The organism is Streptomyces ferrugineus, assembly GCF_015160855.1.
In the GTDB taxonomy this organism is placed as follows: Bacteria; Actinomycetota; Actinomycetes; order Streptomycetales; family Streptomycetaceae; genus Streptomyces; species Streptomyces ferrugineus.
The window spans coordinates 8,881,895-8,904,584 of the sequence record NZ_CP063373.1 but is presented as its reverse complement, the minus strand read 5'-3'; the positions used below and the strand labels follow the sequence as shown (position 1 = coordinate 8,904,584).

At 70.2% G+C, this 22,690-nt stretch carries 14 protein-coding genes; 10 read left to right on the top strand and 4 right to left on the bottom strand.

Annotated features, from left to right (window positions below; translation table 11 throughout):
- Positions 1–51 precede the first annotated feature (51 nt).
- Positions 52–1,002, bottom strand: a complete 951-nt coding sequence (locus IM697_RS39555; RefSeq protein ID WP_194041634.1) for a L,D-transpeptidase family protein — start codon at positions 1,000–1,002, stop codon at positions 52–54.
- 247 nt (positions 1,003–1,249) lie between these two features.
- Positions 1,250–1,744, bottom strand: coding sequence for a hypothetical protein (locus IM697_RS39550; RefSeq protein WP_228044349.1), 495 nt, complete (start codon positions 1,742–1,744; stop codon positions 1,250–1,252).
- 282 nt (positions 1,745–2,026) lie between these two features.
- On the opposite strand from IM697_RS39550, the gene IM697_RS39545 reads away from it, so the two are divergent.
- Both IM697_RS39545 and IM697_RS39540 read left to right on the top strand, forming a co-directional pair.
- On the top strand, positions 2,027–10,678 hold the full coding sequence (locus tag IM697_RS39545) for a golvesin C-terminal-like domain-containing protein (protein WP_194050066.1): 8,652 nt from the start codon (positions 2,027–2,029) through the stop codon (positions 10,676–10,678).
- A gap of 122 nt (positions 10,679–10,800) precedes the next feature.
- Positions 10,801–11,478 carry a hypothetical protein gene (locus IM697_RS39540; RefSeq protein WP_194041632.1) on the top strand — a complete coding sequence of 226 codons (678 nt, stop codon included), beginning with the start codon at positions 10,801–10,803 and terminating at the stop codon, positions 11,476–11,478.
- A gap of 71 nt (positions 11,479–11,549) precedes the next feature.
- On the opposite strand, the gene IM697_RS39535 is transcribed toward IM697_RS39540, so the two are convergent.
- Complete coding sequence (locus IM697_RS39535) at positions 11,550–14,003, bottom strand: FlgD immunoglobulin-like domain containing protein (protein WP_194041630.1); 2,454 nt, start codon at positions 14,001–14,003, stop codon at positions 11,550–11,552.
- A gap of 237 nt (positions 14,004–14,240) precedes the next feature.
- Between IM697_RS39535 and IM697_RS39530 the strand changes: the two genes are divergently transcribed.
- Entirely contained in the window at positions 14,241–14,768 is a 528-nt protein-coding gene (locus IM697_RS39530) for a YcxB family protein (RefSeq protein ID WP_228044348.1), read from the top strand.
- A gap of 431 nt (positions 14,769–15,199) precedes the next feature.
- Here the strand turns inward: IM697_RS39530 and IM697_RS39525 are convergent, their stop codons facing one another.
- Positions 15,200–16,015, bottom strand: coding sequence for a septum formation family protein (locus tag IM697_RS39525; RefSeq protein WP_194041628.1), 816 nt, complete (start codon positions 16,013–16,015; stop codon positions 15,200–15,202).
- Between the two features lie 308 nt (positions 16,016–16,323).
- On the opposite strand from IM697_RS39525, the gene IM697_RS39520 reads away from it, so the two are divergent.
- The 7 genes from IM697_RS39520 to IM697_RS39490 all read left to right on the top strand — a co-directional run bounded on the left by IM697_RS39520 (position 16,324) and on the right by IM697_RS39490 (position 22,680).
- Positions 16,324–17,265 (top strand): DUF3152 domain-containing protein, encoded by a 942-nt coding sequence (locus IM697_RS39520; protein WP_228044347.1) that lies wholly within the window; start codon positions 16,324–16,326, stop codon positions 17,263–17,265.
- 183 nt (positions 17,266–17,448) lie between these two features.
- Positions 17,449–17,880, top strand: a complete 432-nt coding sequence (locus IM697_RS39515; RefSeq protein ID WP_228044346.1) for a hypothetical protein — start codon at positions 17,449–17,451, stop codon at positions 17,878–17,880.
- Between the two features lie 52 nt (positions 17,881–17,932).
- Entirely contained in the window at positions 17,933–18,778 is an 846-nt protein-coding gene (locus IM697_RS39510) for a hypothetical protein (protein ID WP_194041625.1), read from the top strand.
- A 119-nt stretch (positions 18,779–18,897) separates the two neighbouring features.
- A complete protein-coding gene (locus tag IM697_RS39505; protein ID WP_194041623.1) occupies positions 18,898–19,518 on the top strand; it encodes an RNA polymerase sigma factor in 621 nt (206 codons plus the stop codon).
- 279 nt (positions 19,519–19,797) lie between these two features.
- Positions 19,798–20,616: a hypothetical protein gene (locus tag IM697_RS39500; RefSeq protein WP_194041622.1), complete on the top strand. Its 819-nt coding sequence runs from the start codon at positions 19,798–19,800 to the stop codon at positions 20,614–20,616.
- A 355-nt stretch (positions 20,617–20,971) separates the two neighbouring features.
- Positions 20,972–21,634, top strand: a complete 663-nt coding sequence (locus tag IM697_RS39495) for an RNA polymerase sigma factor (protein WP_194041620.1) — start codon at positions 20,972–20,974, stop codon at positions 21,632–21,634.
- The gene (locus IM697_RS39490; RefSeq protein WP_194041618.1) at positions 21,634–22,680 is read left to right on the top strand and encodes a hypothetical protein; all 1,047 of its coding nucleotides are present in this window, start codon (positions 21,634–21,636) and stop codon (positions 22,678–22,680) included. Before IM697_RS39495 ends, IM697_RS39490 begins: the two co-directional genes overlap by 1 nt.
- Positions 22,681–22,690 lie beyond the last annotated feature (10 nt).

Here is a 22,690-nt window from a genome sequence, read left to right as displayed (position 1 = left end):
GCGCAAACGTCACTGCACCAGATAGGGGAGTGACGCAGATCACTTTTGGATTCAGCCGATGGCGATCCGGGGATGGGCGGACGGCGTGATCCAGCCCATGATGCGGTCCATGGTGGCCCGGGGTACCGACACACATCCCGCCGTCGCGCCGCTGCCGTTGACGTGCAGGAAGATGCCGGCGCCGCGGCCGGGTGTGGCGGGCCACCGGTTGAAGTTGATGACGAGGGCCTTGGCGTACTGGGTCGGGTAGTTGATGAGGTGCTCGCTGCCGCGGTCGCCGGACTCGGTGAGCGGGAAGTCCGCGCCCTCCTCGCCGTGCATGGAGTTGTAGAACTTCGACTCGGGGTCCTGCACCCACCAGTCGTCGTCGGTGACCACGTGGTACGGCATGGCGGTGCCGCCGGCGAGGTGGCCGAAGCCCTCGGTGATCGTGTACGTGCCGCTCGGGGTGGTGTAGGTGCTCTGCCGCCGGGTCGCCCCGTCGGTCACGCCGTTGGAGCCGACCCGGCCCGCGCTGGTGCTGAACTGGGCCTTCCAGCCGGAGGAACCCTTGGCCCAGGCGGTGACGGTGGCGTAGGAGCCGCTGGCCTTGACGGTGATCAGCTGGGTGGCGTCGCCGGCCTCGACCGGTACCGGGAAGTCGGGGGCGGCGGGTGCGGCGGGCGCCGGGTCCTGCTGGCCGCCGGTCGCCGAGCCGGTGCCTGTGCCCGCGCCGGTGCCGCTCGCCGCCGCGCCGGCTTCCCGCGTGGCGGCGTCGGACGCGGAGGCGGAGGGGGACGCCGAGGCGGAGGCGTCGTCGGAGGTGGACGGACTGGCGGAGACGGAGGCGCTCGGGGACGCGGAGCCGGAGGCGTCGGCGGGGCTGTCGCCCGGCGTCCGCGACGCCTCGACCGAGTCGGCTGCCGCCGCCTGCTGGTCGTCCTGTCCGCCGCAGGCGGCTGTCACCGCCAGAACGCTGACGACGGCGGCGCTGATCAGAGCCTGCCGGGGGAAGACCTGCACGCTGGGCTCCTTACGAATGGGGCGTGTCGGGGACGGTCCACGGATGCGGGCGCGGTGGCGAAGCGGGCGGGCGGGCGCGCGACGGCACGACGGAAGGACCGCGCGGACGCATGCCGCACGGCCTGGGAGGGGTCATGTGCAACCGAGCCGGGGTTGTAGTTACGTGGCCGGATCGGTGTCAAGTGATGCGACAAAGATGCTGATATGGGGCATAGGGGGTGTCAGCCCTGGGTGGGCGGAGGGGGGATCAGCCCTGGGTCGCGTCCGCCTGTCCGGGCAGCGCGCCGGTGCAGGTGGCGCGGCCGAAGGTGCCGGTGGCGGTGGCGCTCTGGACGTGCTTGCCGCGGAGGGCGAGGGTGCAGCGGGCCTGGCCGCCCTTCTCGCCGAGGACGATGCTGACGGTCGGGTCCTGGCCGAGGGGGACGTCGACGGTCTTGCGCCAGGGCAGGGTGGCCGCCTTGACGATGACGGCTTCTCCTGAGGCGCTGCGGGCCTGGTAGGTGATGTCGGCGGTGCCCTCGCCGGTCACTTCGTAGGTCACCGCGGCGGTGGGGGTGCGGTCTGCCGGTTTCTCGTCGTCCTCGCCCGGGTCGAGCACGCCGTAGAGGACGAAACCGCCGCAGGCGGCCAGTACGGCACCGGCGGCGAGCAGGCCGGCGCGGTCGCCGGATGACTTCTTCGGGTTCTTCGAGTTTTCGGTTTCTGTTTCCGGTGCTTCGCGTTCCCGGGTTTCGACGCTCACGGGCGTACTCCTCTTGAAATTCAGAAAGCTGCCGTCGGGCGCTTATACACGATTCCGTCGGTCGATTTCCAGTGGGCGGAAATATCGGACACTCGACGACCTTTTTGACCTCAGGTATCCGCATTGTCCGGTCGCTTGACATGGGGTCATCGGAAGGAATGAGAATTCGGCGCCGCTGCCTATGGCCTGCCGTCCATGCAGGTGGAGGGGTTTTTCGGCGGCAATGTTCGGGCCCTGATATTCGAGGAGAGGTTTGGCGTGAGACCCAGACTGGGCAGGCTTATGGCGTGCCTTGTGGTGGCCGCGGTGACAAGTACCGCGCTGCCTCAGGTCGCTTATGCGGCGCCCGCTGACGACGGTGAAGGCAAGGGAATAGCCGACACCGTCAAAAGCTGGTTCGCCGATGATAGCGAAGACGGCAAGGTAAACGAGAAGCCTCCGTCGCATGACGAATTGGATGTGGCGGACCGGCAGAAGCTGCCGAAGGGCAAGGCCGATCCGGAGGCGAAGCGGGTCAGGGAGCTGACGGGCCGGCGCACGGCCAACGCCCGGTTCTGGGAGCTGTCGGACGGCCGGGTGCAGGCGGAGCTGTCGGCGGTGCCGACCTCGTACCGCTCGGGTGAGGGCAAGAAGGCGGCCTGGAAGCCGGTCGACACCACGGTGCGTGACACGAAGGCGAAGGGTTATGCGTTCGCCAACACCACGAACAACGGGCGGTCCTGGTTCGGTGGGGATGCCGGCCGGCTGGTGCGGTTCGCCTCGCCGAGCGGCCGTTCGGTCACTCTGGGCCTGGACGGCATGGCGGGCAAGGACCTCACTGCGAAGGTGAAGGGCTCCACGGTCACCTACGAGGACGTGGTGCACGGCGCGGACCTGGAGTATGTGGTCGGTCCGGGCCGGGTGAAGGAGAACATCACCCTGGCCAAGCGCCCGGACGGTCCGGTGACGTTCACCTTCACGCTGGACACCGACGGGCTGGAGCCGAAGGCGCGTAAGGACGGTTCGATCGCGCTGTTCGGCGAGCTGCCGGACACGCCCGAACTGATCATCCCGGCGCCGTACATGACGGACGCGGCCAGGGCGGATGCTTCCGTCTTCGGGCAGACCTACAGCCGGAAGGTCACCCAGAAGCTCACGCGGGACGGGGACGGCTGGAAGCTGACCGTCGCGCCGGATGAGAAGTGGCTGGCGTCGAAGGACCGGCAGTACCCGGTGGTGATCGACCCGACGATCACGATCGCGCCGGTCGGGGACGCCGCACAGGATGCCATGGTCCTGTCGGACCAGCCGACGTCCAACTTCGGCTCCTCCTGGAAGCTGTCGGCGGGCCGCACGGACACGGGCACCGCCCGGTCGCTGATCAAGTTCCCGCTGGACGAGATCCCGGCGGGCACGAAGATCGATACGGCGCGGCTGGAGATGTACTACGACCAGTCGCACACCACCGCCGGCACCAGTGTCCTGATCAAGGCGCACCGGGCGACGGGGGCGTGGGACGAGTCCACGGCGACCTGGGACAGCACCAGTTCGCTGGTGGGTGAGCTGTCCGGCACGAGTGTGCAGGTGGACGAGGGGGATGCGGGTACCACGGCGGCGTCCGGCACCTGGCCGGCCTCCTCTTCGTCGCTGACGCAGTACGCCGTCAACCAGGACTACCGCTACAACAAGGATGCGGTGGCCGGGGACGCCTACACCTGGCAGCCCCAGCTGCCGGAGAGCGCCACCTACCGGGTCGACGTGCATCATGTGGCCGCCTCGGACCGGGCCACCAACGCCCCGTACACGGTGACGTCCAAGGACGGCGCCACGACCTACACGGTGGACCAGTCGGCGGGTTCGGGCGGCGTGTGGACGTCGCTGAACAGCGGCTCGCAGATCAGCTTCGCCAAGGGCACGGCCGGCAAGGTGGTCCTGGGGGACGGTCCGGTGTCCACGTCGACGGCGGTGATCGCGGACGCGGTGCGCTGGGTGAACCCGGCGCAGCTGACGCGGTCCAAGGGCGAGTACAACACGTGGGACAAGTTCCCGGTCACCGACACCGTGCAGAAGTGGGTGAACGGGACGGAGGCCAACCACGGGTTCGTGCTCAAGGCGAGCAACGAGTCGTCCACCGGGGCGCTGGGCGGTCCGCTCTATGAGGCCGGGGACGGCGCCTACGGCGGCGAGACCTCGACGATCCCCCGGCTGACGGTCACCTACGGCAAGGTCGGCACCACGCTCGACTCCCCGCAGGTGATCCACTCCACCGGCCCGGAACTGTCGTGGAAGGCCTACGACAACGACTCCGGCGATGCCGGTCTGGACATCGTGGAGTACCAGCTGCACCGCTCCACGCAGCAGGCGTTCACGCCGTCCGCGGCCACCCTGATCGCGCCGGTCGACAAGTCGGTCACCAGCTACACGGATACGACCGCGACCCCGACGCCGGACTCGTCTTCGGCGGAGATCGGCCGCTCGTACTACTACCAGCTGGCGGTGAAGACGAAGAACGGTGAGCTGCTCGGCTCCCCGACCCGGGTGGTGGGCGTACCGAAGGCCGGCCGCACGATGAAGCTCATCCAGGGCACCTCCGGCGTGACGGACACGACCCTGTCGTCCGCGCAGCCGACCACCAACCAGGACACCATCAACTCCTGGGACGTGGGCCAGAACTGGCTGAGCGTGGGCAACAACTCCGCCACCTACGGCACCACCCGTGCGGCGATGAAGTTCGACACAGGCGACATCCCGGCCACGGCCACGGTGCTGGAGTCACGGCTGTTCATGTGGGCGGCGCAGACCACCACCGGCTCCAACGGCGCCCGCTACAACCTGCACGGCCTGACCCGCGGCTTCGACGAGACGACGGCGACGTGGAACAACGCCACCTCGACGACGGCGTGGACCAGCGCGGGCGGCGACCGCTCCTCCGTGGTGTCGGACTACACCCCGCAGTGGAGCAACGATGTGGGCCGGCACTGGTGGGACGCCACCGGCCTGACCCAGGGCTGGGTGGACGCCCCGTCCGCCAACCACGGTGCGCTGGTCAAGCTGGCGGACGAGTCCTCGACCGGGCCGCAGGAACGCACCCTGTTCCTGGCCTCGGAGGCGGACGACTGGCAGATCGGCCCGCTGCTGCGGGTGATCTACGTCGACTCCACGACCGAGGACACCTACTACGCGCCGCAGACCCCGTCCCGGATGACCCCGAACTCCACCTACACGGTGGACTTCACCGTCACCAACACCACCTCCAGTGCGTGGGCGGCGGGTGAGCGGGAGCTGTCGTACACCTGGAAGCTGCCCGACGGCACGGACGTGACCACCGGCGGCAACCAGGCCGCCACCGCCATCCCTGCCCTGAACCCCGGTCAGTCGGCGACGATCCAGGCGACGGTGAACACGCCGGTCAACTCCGATGCGGGCAACAAGCGCACCGAGTACGTGCTGGGCTGGGACGTCCGCAAGGTCTCCGACGGCACCTGGCTGTCCGCCGGCACCGGCGGCATCCCGGCCTTGAAGCAGAACGTGGCGGTGGAGGACCCCACCTCCAACACCCTGGGTTTGGAGAAGTTCTACTCCTACACCGGCAAGAACACCGGCGCCGGCTCCACGGTGATGAACAACCTGGCCTCCGGCAACAGCGTGTGGTCCTACAACGCGTTCAGCAACCCCGGCCGGGGCCTGACGACGTTCGCCAGGTTCGCCTACAACTCGCTGGACACCAGCGACACGGTGACCGGCGCGGGCTGGTCGGCACAACTGGCGGGCCCGGTCCGGCTCGGTGCGCCGCTGGACTTCCACCCCAACCCCAACCAGAACGCCACCGAGATCCGCCTGCCGGACGGGGACGGCACCACGCACGTCTTCACCAAGCAGGCCGACGGCACCTGGAAGGCCCCGGCGGGCGTCCACTACCGCATCACCATGAAAGCGGGCCTGGACTGCACCCCGGCCAAGGACCCCGTCCCGGACGCCTGGACACTGCTGCGCCCGGACGGCACACGGTTCTTCTTCGGCTGCGACGGCTATCTGACCTCGGCCGTGGACAAGAACGGCAACACGCAGACGTACACCTACGAGGAGCGCAAGTCCCGCAACAAGCCGACGAAGTTCCTCACCTACATCACCGACCCGGCCGGCCGGCAGTCACTGAAGATCGACTACTGGCGGAAGTACGAGAACAAGGGCGGCGTCGAATCGGGTGATGCCACCTACACGTACATCACCGCCACCGGCGCCAAGGCCACCGGCACCAACCTCAACGAGCCCAAGATCTACGACCACGTCAAGTCCATCACGGACATCTCGGGCCGTAAACTCTCCTTCTACTACACGACCAAGGGCCTGCTGGGCTGGATGACCGACGGCGAGGGATCCTCCCAGCCCAAGGACTTCAAGTTCACCTACGACGCAGACCAGGGCAACAAGAACGTCAAGCTGGTCACCGCCACCGACCCGCGCGGCAACGGCACGTCGCTGGCGTACTACGCCCCGCAGACCGGTGACGACCCGAAGTACCACTGGTGGACCAAGACCATCACCGACCGGCTCGGCGGTGACACCGGCTTCGCGTACGCGGCGAACACCACGAACACCAAGTTCACCGACACCACCGTCACCGACGCCGAGACGCACCAGACGAAGTACGTCACCGACGACTTCGCCCGCCCGGTGCAGACCACCAACGCCAAGTCCCAGACCACCAAGATGAGCTGGGACGCCGACAACAACGTCACCTACCTGGAGGAGGACAACGGCGCCAAGACCGCGTACTGCTACGACCAGAAGACCGGCTACCCGCTCTGGCAGCGCGACGCGGAGAACAACAAGACCGGCGTCCCGGACCAGACGACCACCTGCGTCACGGACTCCGCCAAGTGGCCGGCCAACGCCGCGAAGTACGAGTACCAGACCCGCGCCGACGGCTACTCGGCCGACCTGTTCCGCAAGACCTCACCCGAGGGCCGCGCCTGGCAGTTCGGCTACGACACCTTCGGCAACCTGACCACGGTCACCGACCCCAAGGGCGTCGCCACCGCGACGGCGGGCGACTACACCACGTCGTACGAGTACAACTCCTACGGGCAACTGACCAAGGCCACCGACGCCAACGGCAATCCGACGACGTACGGCGGCTTCGGCCCGACCGGTTACCCAACGACGATCACCGACGCGAAGACCAACTCGACGCTCTTCGTCTACGACGAGCGCGGCCAGGTCACCGAGGCCACCGACGCGCTGGACAAGACGACCACGCAGACGTACGACACGTTCGGGCGTCCGCTGGTCAAGACCGTGCCCAAGGACCAGGCGAGCGGTGACCTGATCACCACGCCTGCACCGGAGTACGACGCCAACGACAACATCACCAAGTCGACGGCGCCCAACGGCTCGGTGTCCACGGCGGTGTACGACAACGCGGACCAGGTCAGCTCGGCCACCCAGCCCAAGGACACCACCACGTCCGACGAGCGCAGAACGGCCTACACCTACGACAAGGTCGGCAACCTCAAGAGCACCACGGAGCCCAAGGGCACGCTGACCACGTCCGACACCACGGACTACGTCACGCGGAACACCTACGACGCCATCAATCAGCTCACGCAGGTGGTGAACGCCGCCGGCGACAAGCTCTCCTACGAGTACGACAACGTCGGCAACCTCGTCACGGTCATCGACCCCAAGAAGAACGCGACGACCGACACGACCGACTACACGACCAAGACCGACTACGACCTGAACCACCGGGTCACGGTCGTCACGGACGCGGGCGGCAAGACGACGAGGAAGGGCTACGACAAGGACGGACTGGTCGTCTCCTCGACCGACGCCGAGAACAACACCACCCTCATCTCCTACGACGAGCGCGGCAAACAGACCGAGGTCAAGGTCCCGCACGACGGCACCACGACCATCACGTACCGCACTACGAAGTACGAGTACGACCAGGTCGGCAACACCACCAAGGTGATCACGCCGAGGGCTGTGGCGGCCGGTACGACGGAGGCGTTCACCCAGCGCACCGAGTTCGACGCGCTGAACCGCCCGGTCAAGCAGTACCAGCCGTACGACCCGGCGGACTCCCGCTACAACGACCCGAACGTCTACACCCAGACCAGCTACGACGAGGTGGGCCGGGTGAAGTCGACCTCCTTGCCGCCCTCCGAGGGGCAGACGGTCCGCAACACCACCGGCTACACCTACTTCGACAACGGCTGGGTGAAGTCCTCCACGGACCCGTGGGACATCGTCACCACATACGACTACAACGACCTGGGCAAGCAGACGGCCCGGACGCTGACGTCGGCGGGCGGTTCCTCCAACCGCACGATGACCTGGTCCTACTACCCGGACGGCAAGCTGAGGACCCGCGCGGACGACGGTGTGCCGGTCGGCAAGGACGTGGTCCTGCTTGACAACTCCGACACCCAGAACACGTCGAAAACCGGAACCTGGACCGCCGGTGACATCGCCGGCCAGCAGGGCTACGACCACCTCACCCACGCGGCGGGGACCGGCACGGACGCCTTCACCTGGACGCTCAACATCCCCACGGACGGCACGTACACCGCGTACGTGAAGTACCCGCAGGCAACGGGCGCGACGACCACGGCCAAGTACACCGTCACGCACGACGGAGGCACGACCGACAAGACGATCGACCAGACCACCGGCGCCGGCACCTGGGTCTCGCTCGGCTCGTACGCCTTCACCCAGGCCAACGCGGCCAAGCTGGAGCTGTTCCAGAACAGCAGCGGCAAGGTCGTGGCGGACGGCGTGAAACTGGTGCGCGACAACACGGCCGATACCGACGACGAGCAGAAGACGTTCGCGTACGGCTACGACGTGAACGGCAATCTCACCAAGATCGACGACACCTCGTCGAACGCCACGATCGACGCGTACGCGATCACCTACACGGGCCTCAACCAGGTCTGGAAGGTGACCGAGTCGGCGGGCGGCGCGGCGCAGCAGGCCACCACGTACACATACGATGCGAACGGCCAGCCGGACACGGTCTCGCATCCCGACCAGTACACCAAGTACACCTACGACCTGCGCGAACTGGTGAAGACGGTATCGGTGGGCAAGTCCGCCACCGACACCGCGCCGAAGGTGACGTCGTACACGTACACCGACCGCGGTCTGCCGCGGAAGGAGACCAAGGCCAACGGCAACACCGTCGACCACACCTACTACCTGGACGGTCTGGCGAACACCCAGATCGAGAAGAAGGCGAACGGCACGCTGGTCTCCCAGCACACCGTCACCTACGACCCCAACGGCAACAAGCTGCGGGATGTCGGCACGAAGAAGGATGCGGACACCACGTCGACCTACATCGACGTCACGGCCGACTACGCCTACGACCCGGCCGACCGGATCGCCGAGGTGACCAAGTCCGGCGCGAGCACGGCGACGGAGTCGTACGTCTACGACGCCAACGCCAATGTGATCAGCCAGACGGTCAAGGGCGTCGCGTCGACCTTCACCTATGACCGCAACCGGCTGCTGTCGGGGACGATCAACGGGGTGGGCGCGAGCTACACCTACGACCCGTTCGGTCGGCTGGAGTCGGTCACGGGTGGTGGGAAGGTCGTGGAGCGCAACACCTACGACGGCTTCGACCACGTGGTGAAGCACTCCAAACTCGTCTCCGACGGCACCCAGCAGGTGACGACGTACACCTTCGACCCGCTCGACCGCACCGCCAGCAAGACCGCGGCCGGCAAGACCACCGAGTTCAACTACCTCGGCCTGACTGAGGAAGTGCTGAGCGAGGAGGTCGCGGGTTCGGTCACCGCGTCCTACCAGTACTCCCCGTGGGGCTGGCGGCTCTCCCAGATCAAGCGGTCCGGGAGCACCGAGGAACTGGGCGTGTACGGGTACAACACGCGTGGTGACGTCGAGTCCGTCACGACGCAGGCCGGTGACACCAAGGCGACCTACGGCTACACCGCCTACGGTTCCGACGACGAGGCCGAGTACAGCGGCGCCGACCAGCCGAACGTGGCCGACCCGGCGCAGGAGCCGTACAACCCGTACCGCTTCAACGCCAAGCGGTTCGACGTCTCGTCCGGCACCTATGACATGGGCTTCCGGGACTACGCCCCGGGCTTGAACCGCTTCACGACGAGGGACATGTACAACGGTGCCCTCGCCGACATGCGGCTCGGTGTCGACCCCTTCACCGGCAACCGCTACGCCTTCACGGGCGGCAACCCGGTCAACCGGTTCGAGCTGGACGGCCACATGCTGTGCAGTGAGCCCGGCCCGCACTGCGAGCGGAACTTCAGCGAATTTCCGCTGGAAGAGGAAGCGGACACGTCGATGCCCGGCGACGACTACCACTTCCAGACGTCGTACGCGCAGGAGTCGACCGGCGACACCGGCTTCGCGGACACCCCCGAACCGGCTCCGAAGCCGATCCCGGCCTGGGAGCGCCTCCTCGGCGGGATCACCCACACCCTGCTCACCGGCTTCACCCAGGTCGGTGGGGACGGTGGGACCGCCGGGCTCTGTGGCGGTCTCGGCGGAGGCTTCGGCGTGGGCTACGCCGAGCAGGGCTGCTTCATGGTTGTCCAGACGTCCAACGGCGACTACGACATCGGGTTCACCGAGAGCCACGGTCCGGCGGTCGGCTGGGGTGCGTCCGGATCACTGGACGTCGTCTACAGCAACGCGGACAGCTTCAACCAGATCGCCGGAACCGGCGTGGGTGGCGACGTGGCTTACGGGCCGCTCCTGGGCGTCCATGGGCTGGCCGGGGTGGCGGTGAATTCCGAGGACGAGTTGTCCCTGCCGGACGACATGACCATGGAGGGCGCCTTCGTGCGCAACAGCAACGGCGACATCGTGTGGACCCTCGGAGGCGGAGTCGCCCTGGTGACCGGCGTCGACGGAGGCTTCGGCAGCAGCTACACCACCGTCTACGGGGCGAGCGGCTGGTAATGCCGACCGCACCGTGACAACCATCGCACCGGGGGCGGGTGGACACCGTCCGCCCCCGGTGCGACTCTTCTGCGGCCGCCGACCGGGCAGGTCGACGGCACCAGCACACAGGAACGGACACCATGACCGACGCACACTCCGGACCCGAGTACGGCGATGACCGTCCGGGAGCCGTGCCGGACACCAGTTACCGTGCACTGATGTGGGGGCCCGCCAACTTCACCGGGCCGCCCCCGAGGCGCCTGATCGTGGAGGGGATCGCACTGGGACTCGGAGGCGCGGCCCTGATCGCGGGCAGCGGCGTCGCCGGGGTTCTCACCGGCCACCGCCTCCCGGCGCTGGTGGCCGGCATCGCCGTCGCGCTCGCCGCGGCGGCCTACCTCTTCTTCACCAACGCCGGACGGGTCCTCGTGGCCGTCGTGGCCGTCTTCGGTGCCCTGCTGGCCTGGTGGGTACCCCAGATCACCGAGGAGGCCGTGCTGGCCGAGCGGGGCGTGACGCGCAGCGTGGTGGTGACCGAGGTGGACACGCATCGCTACGAGGGCCGGGACTACGTGCAGAACTCATGCACCGTGGAACTCGCCGACGGCACCCCTGTCGCGGCCGAGGCGTGGCGCACCTGCACGCTCTCCACCAGGCCCGGCGACCACCTCGACATGGTCTTCGACCCCGATGGCGTCGTCGCCCCGACCGACCGGAGCCTCCCCGGCTCGGCGGCGGAGGCGGGCTGGCGCCCGGCCGCCTTCGCGCTGCTGCTGGCCGCGGTCTGCTGCGTCGCAGTCGTGCGGTCGCAGCCTTGAAGCGCGTGTCCGTCGGCTCATGCCCCCAGCGTTCCCCTCACCGGGGGCATGACCGGCGCCGGTAGCGCTGTTCAGCGCGCGGTACGCGCGACCTGGCCGCCGCTGATCCCGACCGTGCCCGTGACCTTCAGCGCGCCGCCGCTGCCGTCCGCCGGGGCGCCGGTGAGCTCCCAGGTGTAGGTGCCGTCCTTGACGTACCGGCCGTCGCCGGTCCGGCCGTCCCACGAGAACGACACGGCGGCGGCGTACTCCTTGGCCGCACCCGTGAACATCACGCGGCCGGTCTTGTTCCGGACCGTCACCTGGGCGTCGATGACGGGCTTGGACAGCAGCCAGTCCGCGTCCCACACGGCGTCCGCGGTGGACGTGAGGTTCACGGACTGTTCGACCCGCGACTCGATCTCGGCCACCTGGGAGGTGGCGACGCCCGAGTCGACCACGGTGATCCGGGCGCTCCTCTCCTTCGCGTACGCGACCGCGCCGCCGAAGCGGTCGGCCTCCACGATCGGGTACTCGTACTGGGAGGTGAAGGCCTCGATGGTGCGCGTGGCGTCCCCGATCGGGGTCAGGCCGAGCCGGCCGCGGCTCCCGTCGTACGCCACCACATAGCCATCGCCGAGGGCGCCGCGCGGGGCCCACGACGACTGCCGGGTCTGCGTGTTGTAGACGCCGTGGCCGGAGCTGACCGATCCCGAGGGGTAGCAGTCCCAGTACACCCAGGGTCCGGCCGTCTGCAACTGCTGCGGCTGGCAGCCGTTGTCGGTGATCGGGTCCGTGACCGTCGTCTCGCCGGACTTGAGGTCGACGGCCTGGAGGGTGCCGTCGTCCGAGTCGCTCGGCATCCACAGCTTGGTGCCCCAGACCGCGAGCCCGCCCTGGCCCTGGCGGACCCGGACCACCTTCGGCCCGCCGGACGCGTCCAGGTCGACGACGTACTGCCGGTCCTCCAGCCCGCGTCCGCTGTCACCGAACACCACATAGCGGCCGGAAGCCGAGCGCACGGCCGAGTAGTGGGCCGAGCCCGTCGGCATCGTCTCGCCGGTCTGCGGGTCCACGGCGGGTACGACGGTCTTCGTGCCGTCCGCCGCCAGCACGACGAGCACCTGGGCGCCGTCCGCGTCGGTCGTGGCGACGACGGTATGGCCGTCCCCGGTGCCGACCGGCTGCCGGGAGTCGTAGACACGCTGTGCCGCCTCGCCGGTGGTCTGTGCGTCCGGCCGTACGAGCAGCGACCGCTCGCCCGCCGACGGGGCGGCGCCGAGGGTGAGCTGCCGCTGGAACAGCGCCGGCAGGTACGTGGTGTCGGACTCGGCGGTGACCAGGTGCCCGGCCGTGAGCGACAGCTTCCTGAGCTTGCCCTCCTTGGGCGCCACCTCGCGCACCGTACGCAGCACGGGCGCCCCGTCGTCGCCGACGGAGACCCGGCGCACCGCCCAGTCCCCGGCGGAGGCGCCGCCGGTGACGGCCACACCGCCGCCCGGGACCTGCGCCATACGCCAACCGGCGTGCGCCAGCAGGGTCTTCGGCTCGCCGCCGGCGATCGGCAGCGCGGTGAGCGGGGCTCCCTCGCGGGCCAGGAAGTCGCCTGCGGCCTGCTGGAACTGGCGCGTGGTCAGCAGCCAGTCGCCGACGAGCCCGAGGCGCGGGGTGCCCTCGGCGTCGCCCGAGCCGAGCTCGACCTTGGTGTCGGCCGCCTGCGGGGTGGCGCGGGGGAGGACGCGGGCCGTGGTGTTGCCGCCCTCGGGCGAGTACCAGGCGACGTACGCGTCCGAGAACACGACCTGCGCGTTCGCGCCGGTGGCGCCCGAGAGCACCGGGGTGACCGCGGCCGTCGCCAGGTCCAGCAGGCCGATGCCGCGGGTGCCGTCGGGGTGCGCGTACCAGATCGCCACCGAACGGTCGTCGCCGCCGAGCGTCATGCCGTCCTCGGCGACCCAGCCGTTCAGCCCGGTGACGAGGGTGTCGGTGAGTTGTCCGTCCGCCATGCGCAGCACGTGCAGGACGTTCTTGTCGCCGTTCGCGTCCCGGGTGGCGGTGAGCACGGCGGAGCCGAAGACGCCACGGTAGAAGTGGCCGGTGGGGAGCGTGTACTGGGTGGTGGTGGCGGACTTCATGTCCATCACCCGCACCCGGTTCGGGGAGTCGTAGATCGCCACGACGTCCCCGCTGGTGACGGAGACGTGGCTGCCTCCCCCTCCGTCGATCGAGTTGACGTCGTCGTACGGTGACGAGGCGGGAAGGTCGACCGGCGTACCGCCGTCCGGGGCCCAGCGGTAGTAGCCGAGCGCGCTCTGGTCCTTGACCTCCGTGCGCTCCACGACGCCGCCGGGTCCCGCGCCGTACACGGGGTTGGCGACCGGCTTGAAGCGGTTCGGAGCGGGGATGGTCAGCGAGGACGTCTCGGCGTGGGCGTCCGACAGGAGAAAGGGCATGGTTCCGCCGACGGCGGCGAGGGCCACGGCGGTGGCGAGCCCGCCGCGTACGAGTGGTCGTCTTCTTCGGTTCGGCTGGTGGCGTGGGGCCACGGAGCACCTCCAGTAGGCATGCGAAAGGCATGGCAGAGGAGGCCGTTCAACGCGGACGCACAGGGGTCGACGCGGAACGGCCCTCCCAAAGGCGCCGCAACCTAACACGGCAGGCAGACCGGATTCGATCTGGTGCGCGAAGCAGTCGTAAGTGACCGAACCGGACGAGTATGGGTTCCGGCCGGCATGAAGGTCCCCATGAACGCCCGCTGCACGACGGCAGTACGATCCCGCTTCATGGTTATGGACGTGGACATGGGGCGGGACGGAAGACAGGACACGGCCGAGCTGGTCCACCGGCCGACGCGCGCCGACATCCTGGCGGGCGTCCGGCTGCGTGAGCGCCGTCGGCGCCTCCACTTGGTCCGGTGGGGCTTGACCGGGCTGTTCGGGACCGGCGCCGTGCTGGTGGTGACCTCACCGGAAAGCTCCGCGTTCTCTTTCGTGGCCGCCGTCTTCTGCGCCGCCTGGATCTGGTCGATCCCGCACCTCCAGGCCCATCACGCGCTGCGCACGGTCGCCTGGCAGGGCGAGTACCGCACGTCCGTGGGCGAGGCGGGGATCGCGACCGAGACCGAGCACGTGACGCTCGTACAGCGCTGGTCGGTCTTCCGCGGCTACCACGAGACCCGCGACCACGTGGTGCTGCTCAGCCGCGACCCGAACATCCTGCTCGTGGAGGTGCTGCCCAAGCGCGGGCTGCGCTCTCCACAGGACGGGGAGCGACTGCTGGCCCTGGTGGGCCGCCATCTGCCCCGCGTGTGAATGAAAGATCGCAACCGCATCGCAGTCACTCGAAGTGACCGTGCATGTAAGGAAGTTGCCGTGCGGCGTCCGTTCCGGCGGGCGGGTTCCCTCCCTCCGGCGCACACCCCCTCCGTCGACTCCGATCAACTCGCCCAGGCACGCCGAGTCGTCTAGGCCCGTCTGTCGCCGTGGCCGCCCCGGCGACTGCGGCTGCCCCGCCGCCGTGCCGCAGGCGCTGCTCTTCCGGCCGGTCGCCGACGCGCGCGCCTGTGCCGGGACCGCCGCCGTGCGCGGGCCGGCGAGGCAGCGGGTCCGGGCCCGGTCAGGCTGTCGTACGGGGTGCGGCGGCCGCTCGGGCCGTTCTGCGCGGGGAGGCGGCGCCGTGATGGGCGGCGCTCGCCTGTGAGGGGGCGGGGCCGCGCCTTCGGTGGGCGCGGCCCGCGGCGGCGTCAGGGCGCCCAGACCTCGGCCTCGTCGGCCGGGACGGTGGTGGCCAGGCCCAGCTCCTTGCGGGCGGCGACCGTCTTGTTCGGGTCGATGCCGGTGAAGGCCGAGTCGTAGGCGATGTAGAACGTGTCGACGTCGGCGGCGTTCGCGGCCTTCTTCCAGTGCCCGGCCGTCTTCGTGAGCTGCTCGCGGAGCTTGCCGACCTCCGTGCCGTCGATGCCCTTCAGGCTCTTGAGGTGGGTGTCGAGGGCGGCCGCGACGGCCTTGGCCTGCGCCTTGTAGCCGGGCAGGTCCTGCTCGGCGTCGTCCTTCTCGGGCTGGTTCTCCCAGAGGGCGTCGTAGACGCCGTTCGAACCCTTCAGGAACGAGATCTGCTCGGGCTTCAGCGTCTTCGCGGTGTTCAGCGAGCCGCTGAACTTGCCCGATTCCTTGGTGTAGGTGCAGCTCACGGCGCGGTCGCCGGTCGCCCAGCTCCGCGCGGTCGGGTGGTAGTAGAAGAGGGAGACCCCCTTGGGCAGCGCCCAGGTGTCCGGGGCGAACTTCGCGACCTCGACCGGGCAGCGTTCGTCGGCGATCGCCGAGACCTCCTCGTCACCGGGGAAGGTCTTCACGTCGAAGATCTGGAATTCGGCCGCGACCTGACCGGTGTGGGCCTCCTCGCAGGGCACGATCTCGACGAGGGTCTCCTCGCCCTCGCCCTTGGAGTTCGGGTTGTAGCAGTCCCCGACGTGCAGCGTGAACACCGAGCGCTGGCGGGCCACCTTCTTGGCGCCCTCCTTGGTGCTGTCGACCGCGTCCGAGACCGTCGAGCACCCCACCGCGCCGATCGCGAGCAGAGCGACTGCGGCGGATATGCCGCGAACGGACCTCTTATGAGAACTTTATGGGGGATGGTGTGCGCATCGTATGCCATCCCTGTGACTCTCCGACTTCCAGCGAGCCGCAATGGTTGTGCGAGGCGTGCGGCTATGCGGAGTTGGCGGCACTTCGCCATGGATTGGAACGAACTCAGCGCCTTGTCCGGCGAATTGACCTGAACGAACCCCGCCTGTTAGCCGTCTTGCCTGGTTGAGGGGGCCTGCAACCGCTGACACACATGACCGCTGATACGGGGGACATTCCGCCAATGGGGCAGCACGTCAAGCAGCCGATACCTCCGGAGCGGCCTCGGTCGAGGGGCGTCGAAGGCCGGAGCCGGTTCCGTGGCCGCCGCGGCCTCGCGCGGACCGGCCTGGCCGGGGTCGCCCTGACCGCCGTGATGCTCGCGTCCGGGGCCGCCGTCGCGTACTGGCAGGGCGGCCGTGCCGACGACCGGGCGGTGGCCGACGACGCGGGGGACATGCTGGAGGCGCCCACCGCCGAGGCCGACGTCCCGCCCGCCCCGGAGCCGAGCGCCGACCCCTCCGAGAGCCCCAGCGCCTCGTCCTCGTCCTCGTCCTCGCCCCCTCCTTCCCCGGCCCCCTCCGACTCCCCGTCGGCCACGACCGGCACCATCGACATCCCGGCCACCGGTCCCGGCACCTTCACCACCGCACAGGCCGACGGGTCGGTCGTCGGCACCGGCAGTCGCGTCCGGCGCTACAAGGTGATGGTCGAGGGCGGCATCGACGTCTCCGCGAGCGCGGCCGCCGCCGAGATCTCCGCGGTGCTCGCCGACCGGCGTGGCTGGACCCACGACGGGGTGAACTCCTTCCAGCTCGTCGGCTCCGGGTCGTACGACTTCGTCGTGAAGATCGCCACCCCCGGTACGGTGGACCGCATCTGCGGGGCCGCGGGACTGCTGACGCGCGGTGAGGTCAACTGCAGCGTGGGCACGGACGTGGTGGTCAACCTCAAGCGGTGGGTGCTGGGGTCGCCGGAGTTCGACGGGCCCATCGGGGAGTACCGCGCGCTGATCGTCAACCACGAGGTCGGCCACCGCATCGGCCACGGCCACGAGGGCTGCCCGGGCCCGGGACGGCCGGCTCCCGCGATGATGCAGCAGATCAAGGGCCTCGACGGTTGTGTCGCCAACGCCTGGCCCTACGATCGCGACGGCCGCTACCTGGGCGGGCCCGCCGTTCCCTGAGATACGGCGGATGCGGTGCCCACGCGGACGCATCAGGCGCCGAAAAGTTGTACGAGTTCGGTGACTTCGCTGTGTGCGAATGAACACGCTCGTTACCCGTGATGCTCACGAGGTCACGTCCGCTGGGTCAGCGGGAGGACCGGTAGGAGTCCTGCCGCCGACCGACCTGAGGGGTGGAGCCCCATGAGCACAGTGGACGAACGCGCACCGCGCGCACGGGAGATGCGCTCGCAGGCGGCGGGCTTCGTCACCCGAGTCACCGCGCGCAACCGGTTGCCGCTGGACTACTCCGTGGCCAGCCTGCGCCTCGTCGACTTCCTGATCGACGGACTGCGCAAGGGCGGCGCCGACCGGGAGCGGGCGCGGGAGACGCTGTTCGGTCTCGGGGCGTACGTCGGTGAGGTGCTCGTGCGCCGCGCGGGGGCGGTGTGGGAGGACTTCGACGCCGACCAGCGCGCGTACTTCGGCCAGCCGGTCGGGGTGCGCATGCCGGACGGACGGGTCTGGAACCCACTGGGCAAGGTCCACAACCGGTTCGACACCGGCGGCCCCACCGAGTCGCTGCAGACCTTCTATCTGACCCTGCACGGGCGGGCGCGGAGAGTCGTGGCATGAGCAGGCGCCTCGCCGCGACGACCGCGCTCCTCGTCTCCGCTGTACTCGCCGGATGCTCGACGGACCACGCGCCGCCCTCCGGCCAGAGCCACCGGTCCACCGCGGCCGCCGAGCCGGCGCCCGCTCCCGAGACCCCCGCCGAGCCGGCGCCCGCTCCCGAGACCCCGCCGAGCCGGCGCCCGCTCCCGAGACCCCCGCCGAGTTCCTCGCCCTGGCCAAGGAGGCGATGGCCGCGGAAGAGGGCTGGCGGTTCACCGTGCGCGGGAGCGAGGAACTGGTCCTGCGCGGACAGAAGAGCGGCGCCGGCTACTCGGCGCAGGTGCGCCGGACCACCGGCGACCCGTGGGCACTGCACTCCACCGGCAGCATCCGCACCAGCAAGGGCGTGACCAGGTCCGAGGAGATCTACGTCGTCGACGGCACCGGGTACGTCAAGGAGGGCGACGCCGCCTGGCGGCACGGGCCCCTCTCCGACCCGGAGATCGCGGACAAGGTCGAGGACCCGGTCGCCGCGCTGGACGCGTTCGGCGACTACGGCGACGCGGTCTCCCTCACCGTGTCGGACCGGCGGGTCGAACTGCGCGTCCGTACGACGCCCGGCGCGCTGACCGCCGTACGCGACCAGGCCGTCGTACGCAAGGCACTACGTGAACTCGCCCCGACCCTGGAGCAGTTGCGCGCGGCCGGCGTCACGGCGCCGGAGAGCGGGATCACCGTGGAGCGCGCCGAGGAGTCGGTCGTCCTCGACCCCTCGACGTATCAGATCACTTCGCACGCGTTCCGGTGTGTCTTCCGCATCCCGTACGGGAGCGGGGTCATCCGCTACGGCCAGGACGTGACCGAGCGGACCTCGGGGCCCTACGGGGAAGCCGTCGTGCTGCCGGAAGGGGTGGGGTGACGGTCCCCCTGTGACACTTCCGTGGGGATCGGCGCTGTTGACCGTGGAGGAACGTGGGCAACGGTGGCCGCATCGCAGGGCGCGGATTCGCTACGAACCGGTACGGACGAGGACAGTTCTTGGGCCAGGGAGGGAAACCCCGCCGCGTGCACGCGCACGACGGGGAATTGGGCGCGGCCGTCGCGCGGGCTCAGGAAGGTGACGAGGCCGCGTTCGCGGTCGCGTACCGGCTGGTGCAGCCCGGCCTGCTCGGGTACCTGCGCGGGCTGGTCGGGGAGGACGCGGAGGACGTGGCCTCCGACGCCTGGCTGGAGATCGCCCGGGACCTCGGCCGGTTCAAGGGCGACGGGGCCGGGTTCCGGGGCTGGAGCGCCACCATCGCCCGGCACCGGGCGCTGGACCATCTGCGCCGGCAGAAGGTACGGCCCCGGGCGGCGTCGCTGGAGCAGGACGTACTGCTGGACCTGCCCGGTCCGCACAGCACGTACGACCAGGCGCTGGAGTCGATCTCCACCGAGGTCGCCCTGGACCTGGTCCGCGGGCTGCCGCGGGACCAGGCCGAGGCGGTGCTGCTGCGGGTGGTCGTCGGCCTCGACGCACGGTCCGCGGCCCGCGTCCTGGGCAAGCGCCCGGGCGCGGTGCGCACGGCCGCGTACCGGGGGCTGAAGCGCCTGGCCAAGCAGCTCGGCGTCGAAGGTGTGACGGATGACGGCCCCCGGACGCTGGGGGAATCGAAATGAACAGTGAGCGTGACGGCGGCGACCGGGGCGACACATCGGCGCCTCGGTGAGGCGAAACCGGGTGCGCGGTGAGTCGTACGGGACGTGAAGGACGTACAGGCTCTACGAGCATGCCGGTCTCAGCGGTCATGAAGGTCACGTGGATCGCGTACGGCATGTGCATGACGTACCGCACGCAAGACGCATACAGATCAGGTCGGACAGGAACGGAAAACGGACATGGGTGAACAGCAGAACGGCGGTGGGTCCACCGGCCGTCGGCATGTGCACCCTGACGGCATGGCGTCCGGACCCGCCCTCGCACTGGACGACGCCGAACTGGAGGCGCTGCTCTCCGCCGCCGTCCTGCGCGGGCACCGTGTCGACAGCGAGGGCGAGCAGCGCGCCGTGGCCGCGTTCCGGGCGGCCCGGGACTCGGGCGCCCACCGGGCGGCACGCACCCGGCACCGGGACGACTGGCGGCCCCGCGAGCGGCGGCTGGCGCTGTCGGTGCGGACCACGCTTTCCCTGTTCCTCGCGAGCCTCACGCTGGGCGGGGCCGCGTTCGCCGCGATCGGCTCGTCCGGCTCCTCGGACGAATCCGACGACAAGGGCGGGCCCACCCCGTCCAACAGCGCCCTCGACCGGCCGACCGCCGAGCCGTCCTCGGCCGGGTCCGCCGCCGAGAAGCCCGGCCATCCGGACACCGCCCAGGACACCGAGGCCAGGTGCCGCGCCTACGACCAGGTCAAGGGCCAGGGCAAGGCCCTGGACGCCACGGCCTGGCAGCGGCTCGTCACGGCGGCGGGCGGCGAGGACAAGGTGGCCGCGTACTGCGCCGAGCAACTCGCGCGGGCGGCGACGAGCAGGCCGAGCCAGGCCGCCACGCCGGGCGGCGGCGCCGCGGGCGCGACGAACGGCGCCGACAACGCGGACAGCGGCGCCGACAACGCGCAGAGCGGTGCGGACAACGCGGAGAGCGGCGCGGGCAACGCGGAGAGCGGCGCGGGCAACGCGGAGAGCGGCGCCGACAATGCGGAGAGCGGCGCCGACAACGGCGCGGGCGGCGACCAGGGCGACCAGGCCGACAACGCGCCCGAGAGCGGCAAGAAGAACTGAGAAGAAGTGAGTCCGCGGGGGAATGACCACCCCTCGCACACCCCGGTGAACCCACCCGTCGGGCTGCGAACCCTGCGCCGAGGCAACGGCCGGGGCCGCCACCCCCCACAGGAGAGGCCCCGGCCGTCGCGCGGCACGGGCCGCGCGGCGGCCCGTACTCTCTACAGCGCCATGACTGCGTTTTCTGTCACACCTGGGCGGACACTTCACGGGTTCCCGGGTAGTTGCATGTTGTACGGACATGGACGAGCAGCGGTTTCAGGCCGTAACGTGCCTTTCGCGCCGGACGCGGAGGGTGTAGGACCACCGCAACGACCTGCGGTCTCGGCACCGCAACCATCAATTGAGGGATCCAGTGCTCGGGGATGACGCGGAGCTGACCGCCGCGGTGCTTGCGGCACAGGACGGGGACGAGACCGCGTTCCGGACTGTGTACCGCTCCGTACACCCGCGGTTGCTCGGGTACGTGCGGACGCTGGTCGGCGACCCGGACGCCGAGGACGTCGCCTCGGAGGCGTGGCTGCAGATAGCGCGCGACCTGGAGCGGTTCAGCGGGGACGCGGACCGCTTCCGCGGTTGGGCGGCGCGGATAGCCCGCAACCGCGCGCTGGACCACATACGCATGCGCGGCCGCCGTCCCGCGATCGGCGGCGACGAGACGGAGCTGACCGGGAAGGCCGCCGAGTCCGACACCGCCGGCGAGGCCATCGAGGCGCTCGCCACCGACGGCACCCTCTCCCTCATCGCGCGGCTGCCGCAGGACCAGGCCGAGGCGGTCGTGCTGCGCGTGGTCGTGGGGCTCGACGCCAAGACGGCCGCGGAGACGCTCGGCAAAAGGCCGGGTGCGGTACGGACGGCCGCGCACCGGGGCCTGAAGCGGCTCGCCGAGCTGCTCGGTGACGATCCGGAATCGGCCGGGGTGCTCGACGCCCTGCCTCCCCAGCGAGAACCGCGCGGCCGTGCGGTGACGTCCGCGAGTGTGACGCATATGCGTTCGCGGACGCAGAAGGATGTGTGATGGCCGACGAGCTGTACAGGTGGCTGGACCGCGAAACGGCGGAGCGTTTGCTGAGCGGAGAGTCACTGGAAGCTGTCGACGCGGCCGATCGCGATCAGGCCGAACGGCTGGCCAAGACGCTTGAGGCGCTGACCGCCGAACCCCCGCCGACCAGCGAGGAACTCCCCGGAGAGGCCGCCGCGCTGGCCGCGTTCCGCACCGCCCGCAAGGGCCGGGAGGCGGACCGGGAGGACGCTTCCGCCACCGTCGGCGACCGCCCCGGGCCGCCCGACTCGGGCCCCGCCGACGCCGGCCTCGTCCGCCTCGGCCGCCCGTCCCGCGCCGTCCGCCGCCCCCGCTGGGCCCGTCCCGTGCGGCTCGGTCTCGCCGCCGCGCTGGCCGTCGGCATGGTCGGCGGTGTCGCGGTCGCGGCCGGAACCGGAGTCCTGCCGACGCCGTTCGACCGCGACGAACCGGCCCGCCCGGCCGCCACCGTCTCGGCACCGGCACCGACGGAGCGCCCGCTCATCTCGCCGTCCCCCGAGACCGGCGGGCAGGACGAGCCCACCCCCGACGGCGGCTCGGGGGCCTCCGCCGGCCCCGGCGCCCCCGAGGACCCGGCGGCGACCGGCGGCTCGGCCACGGACCGCGACTCCGCCTCCGGGGACCGGGAGAAGCCCGGCGGCTGGTGGAAGAACGTCACCTCCTACTGCCGCGACGTCCGCGACGGCAGGCCGCTGACCGGCGACCACCGCCGCACCCTGGAGAACGCGGCGGGCAGCTCCGCACGCGTGTGGAAGTACTGCAAGAACGTCCTGTCCGGCGCCGGCGAGAGCACCCGGTCCCAGCGGGACGGCGAGGAGAACGCGGGCCAGGACAAGGGCCGCGACCAGGGCGACGACGACCAGGACAAGGACAGCGGCAAGGACAGGCGGAGGGACGACGAGGGCGAGGGTGACCCGCGCGGTCGCCACGGCCGCGACGGCCACCGCACGCAGAGCGCCGCGCGGCTCCACTCGGCCGTGACCGCCCTGCTCCCTGTGCGCACCCCCATCACAAGCCGCTGACCTGCGGTTT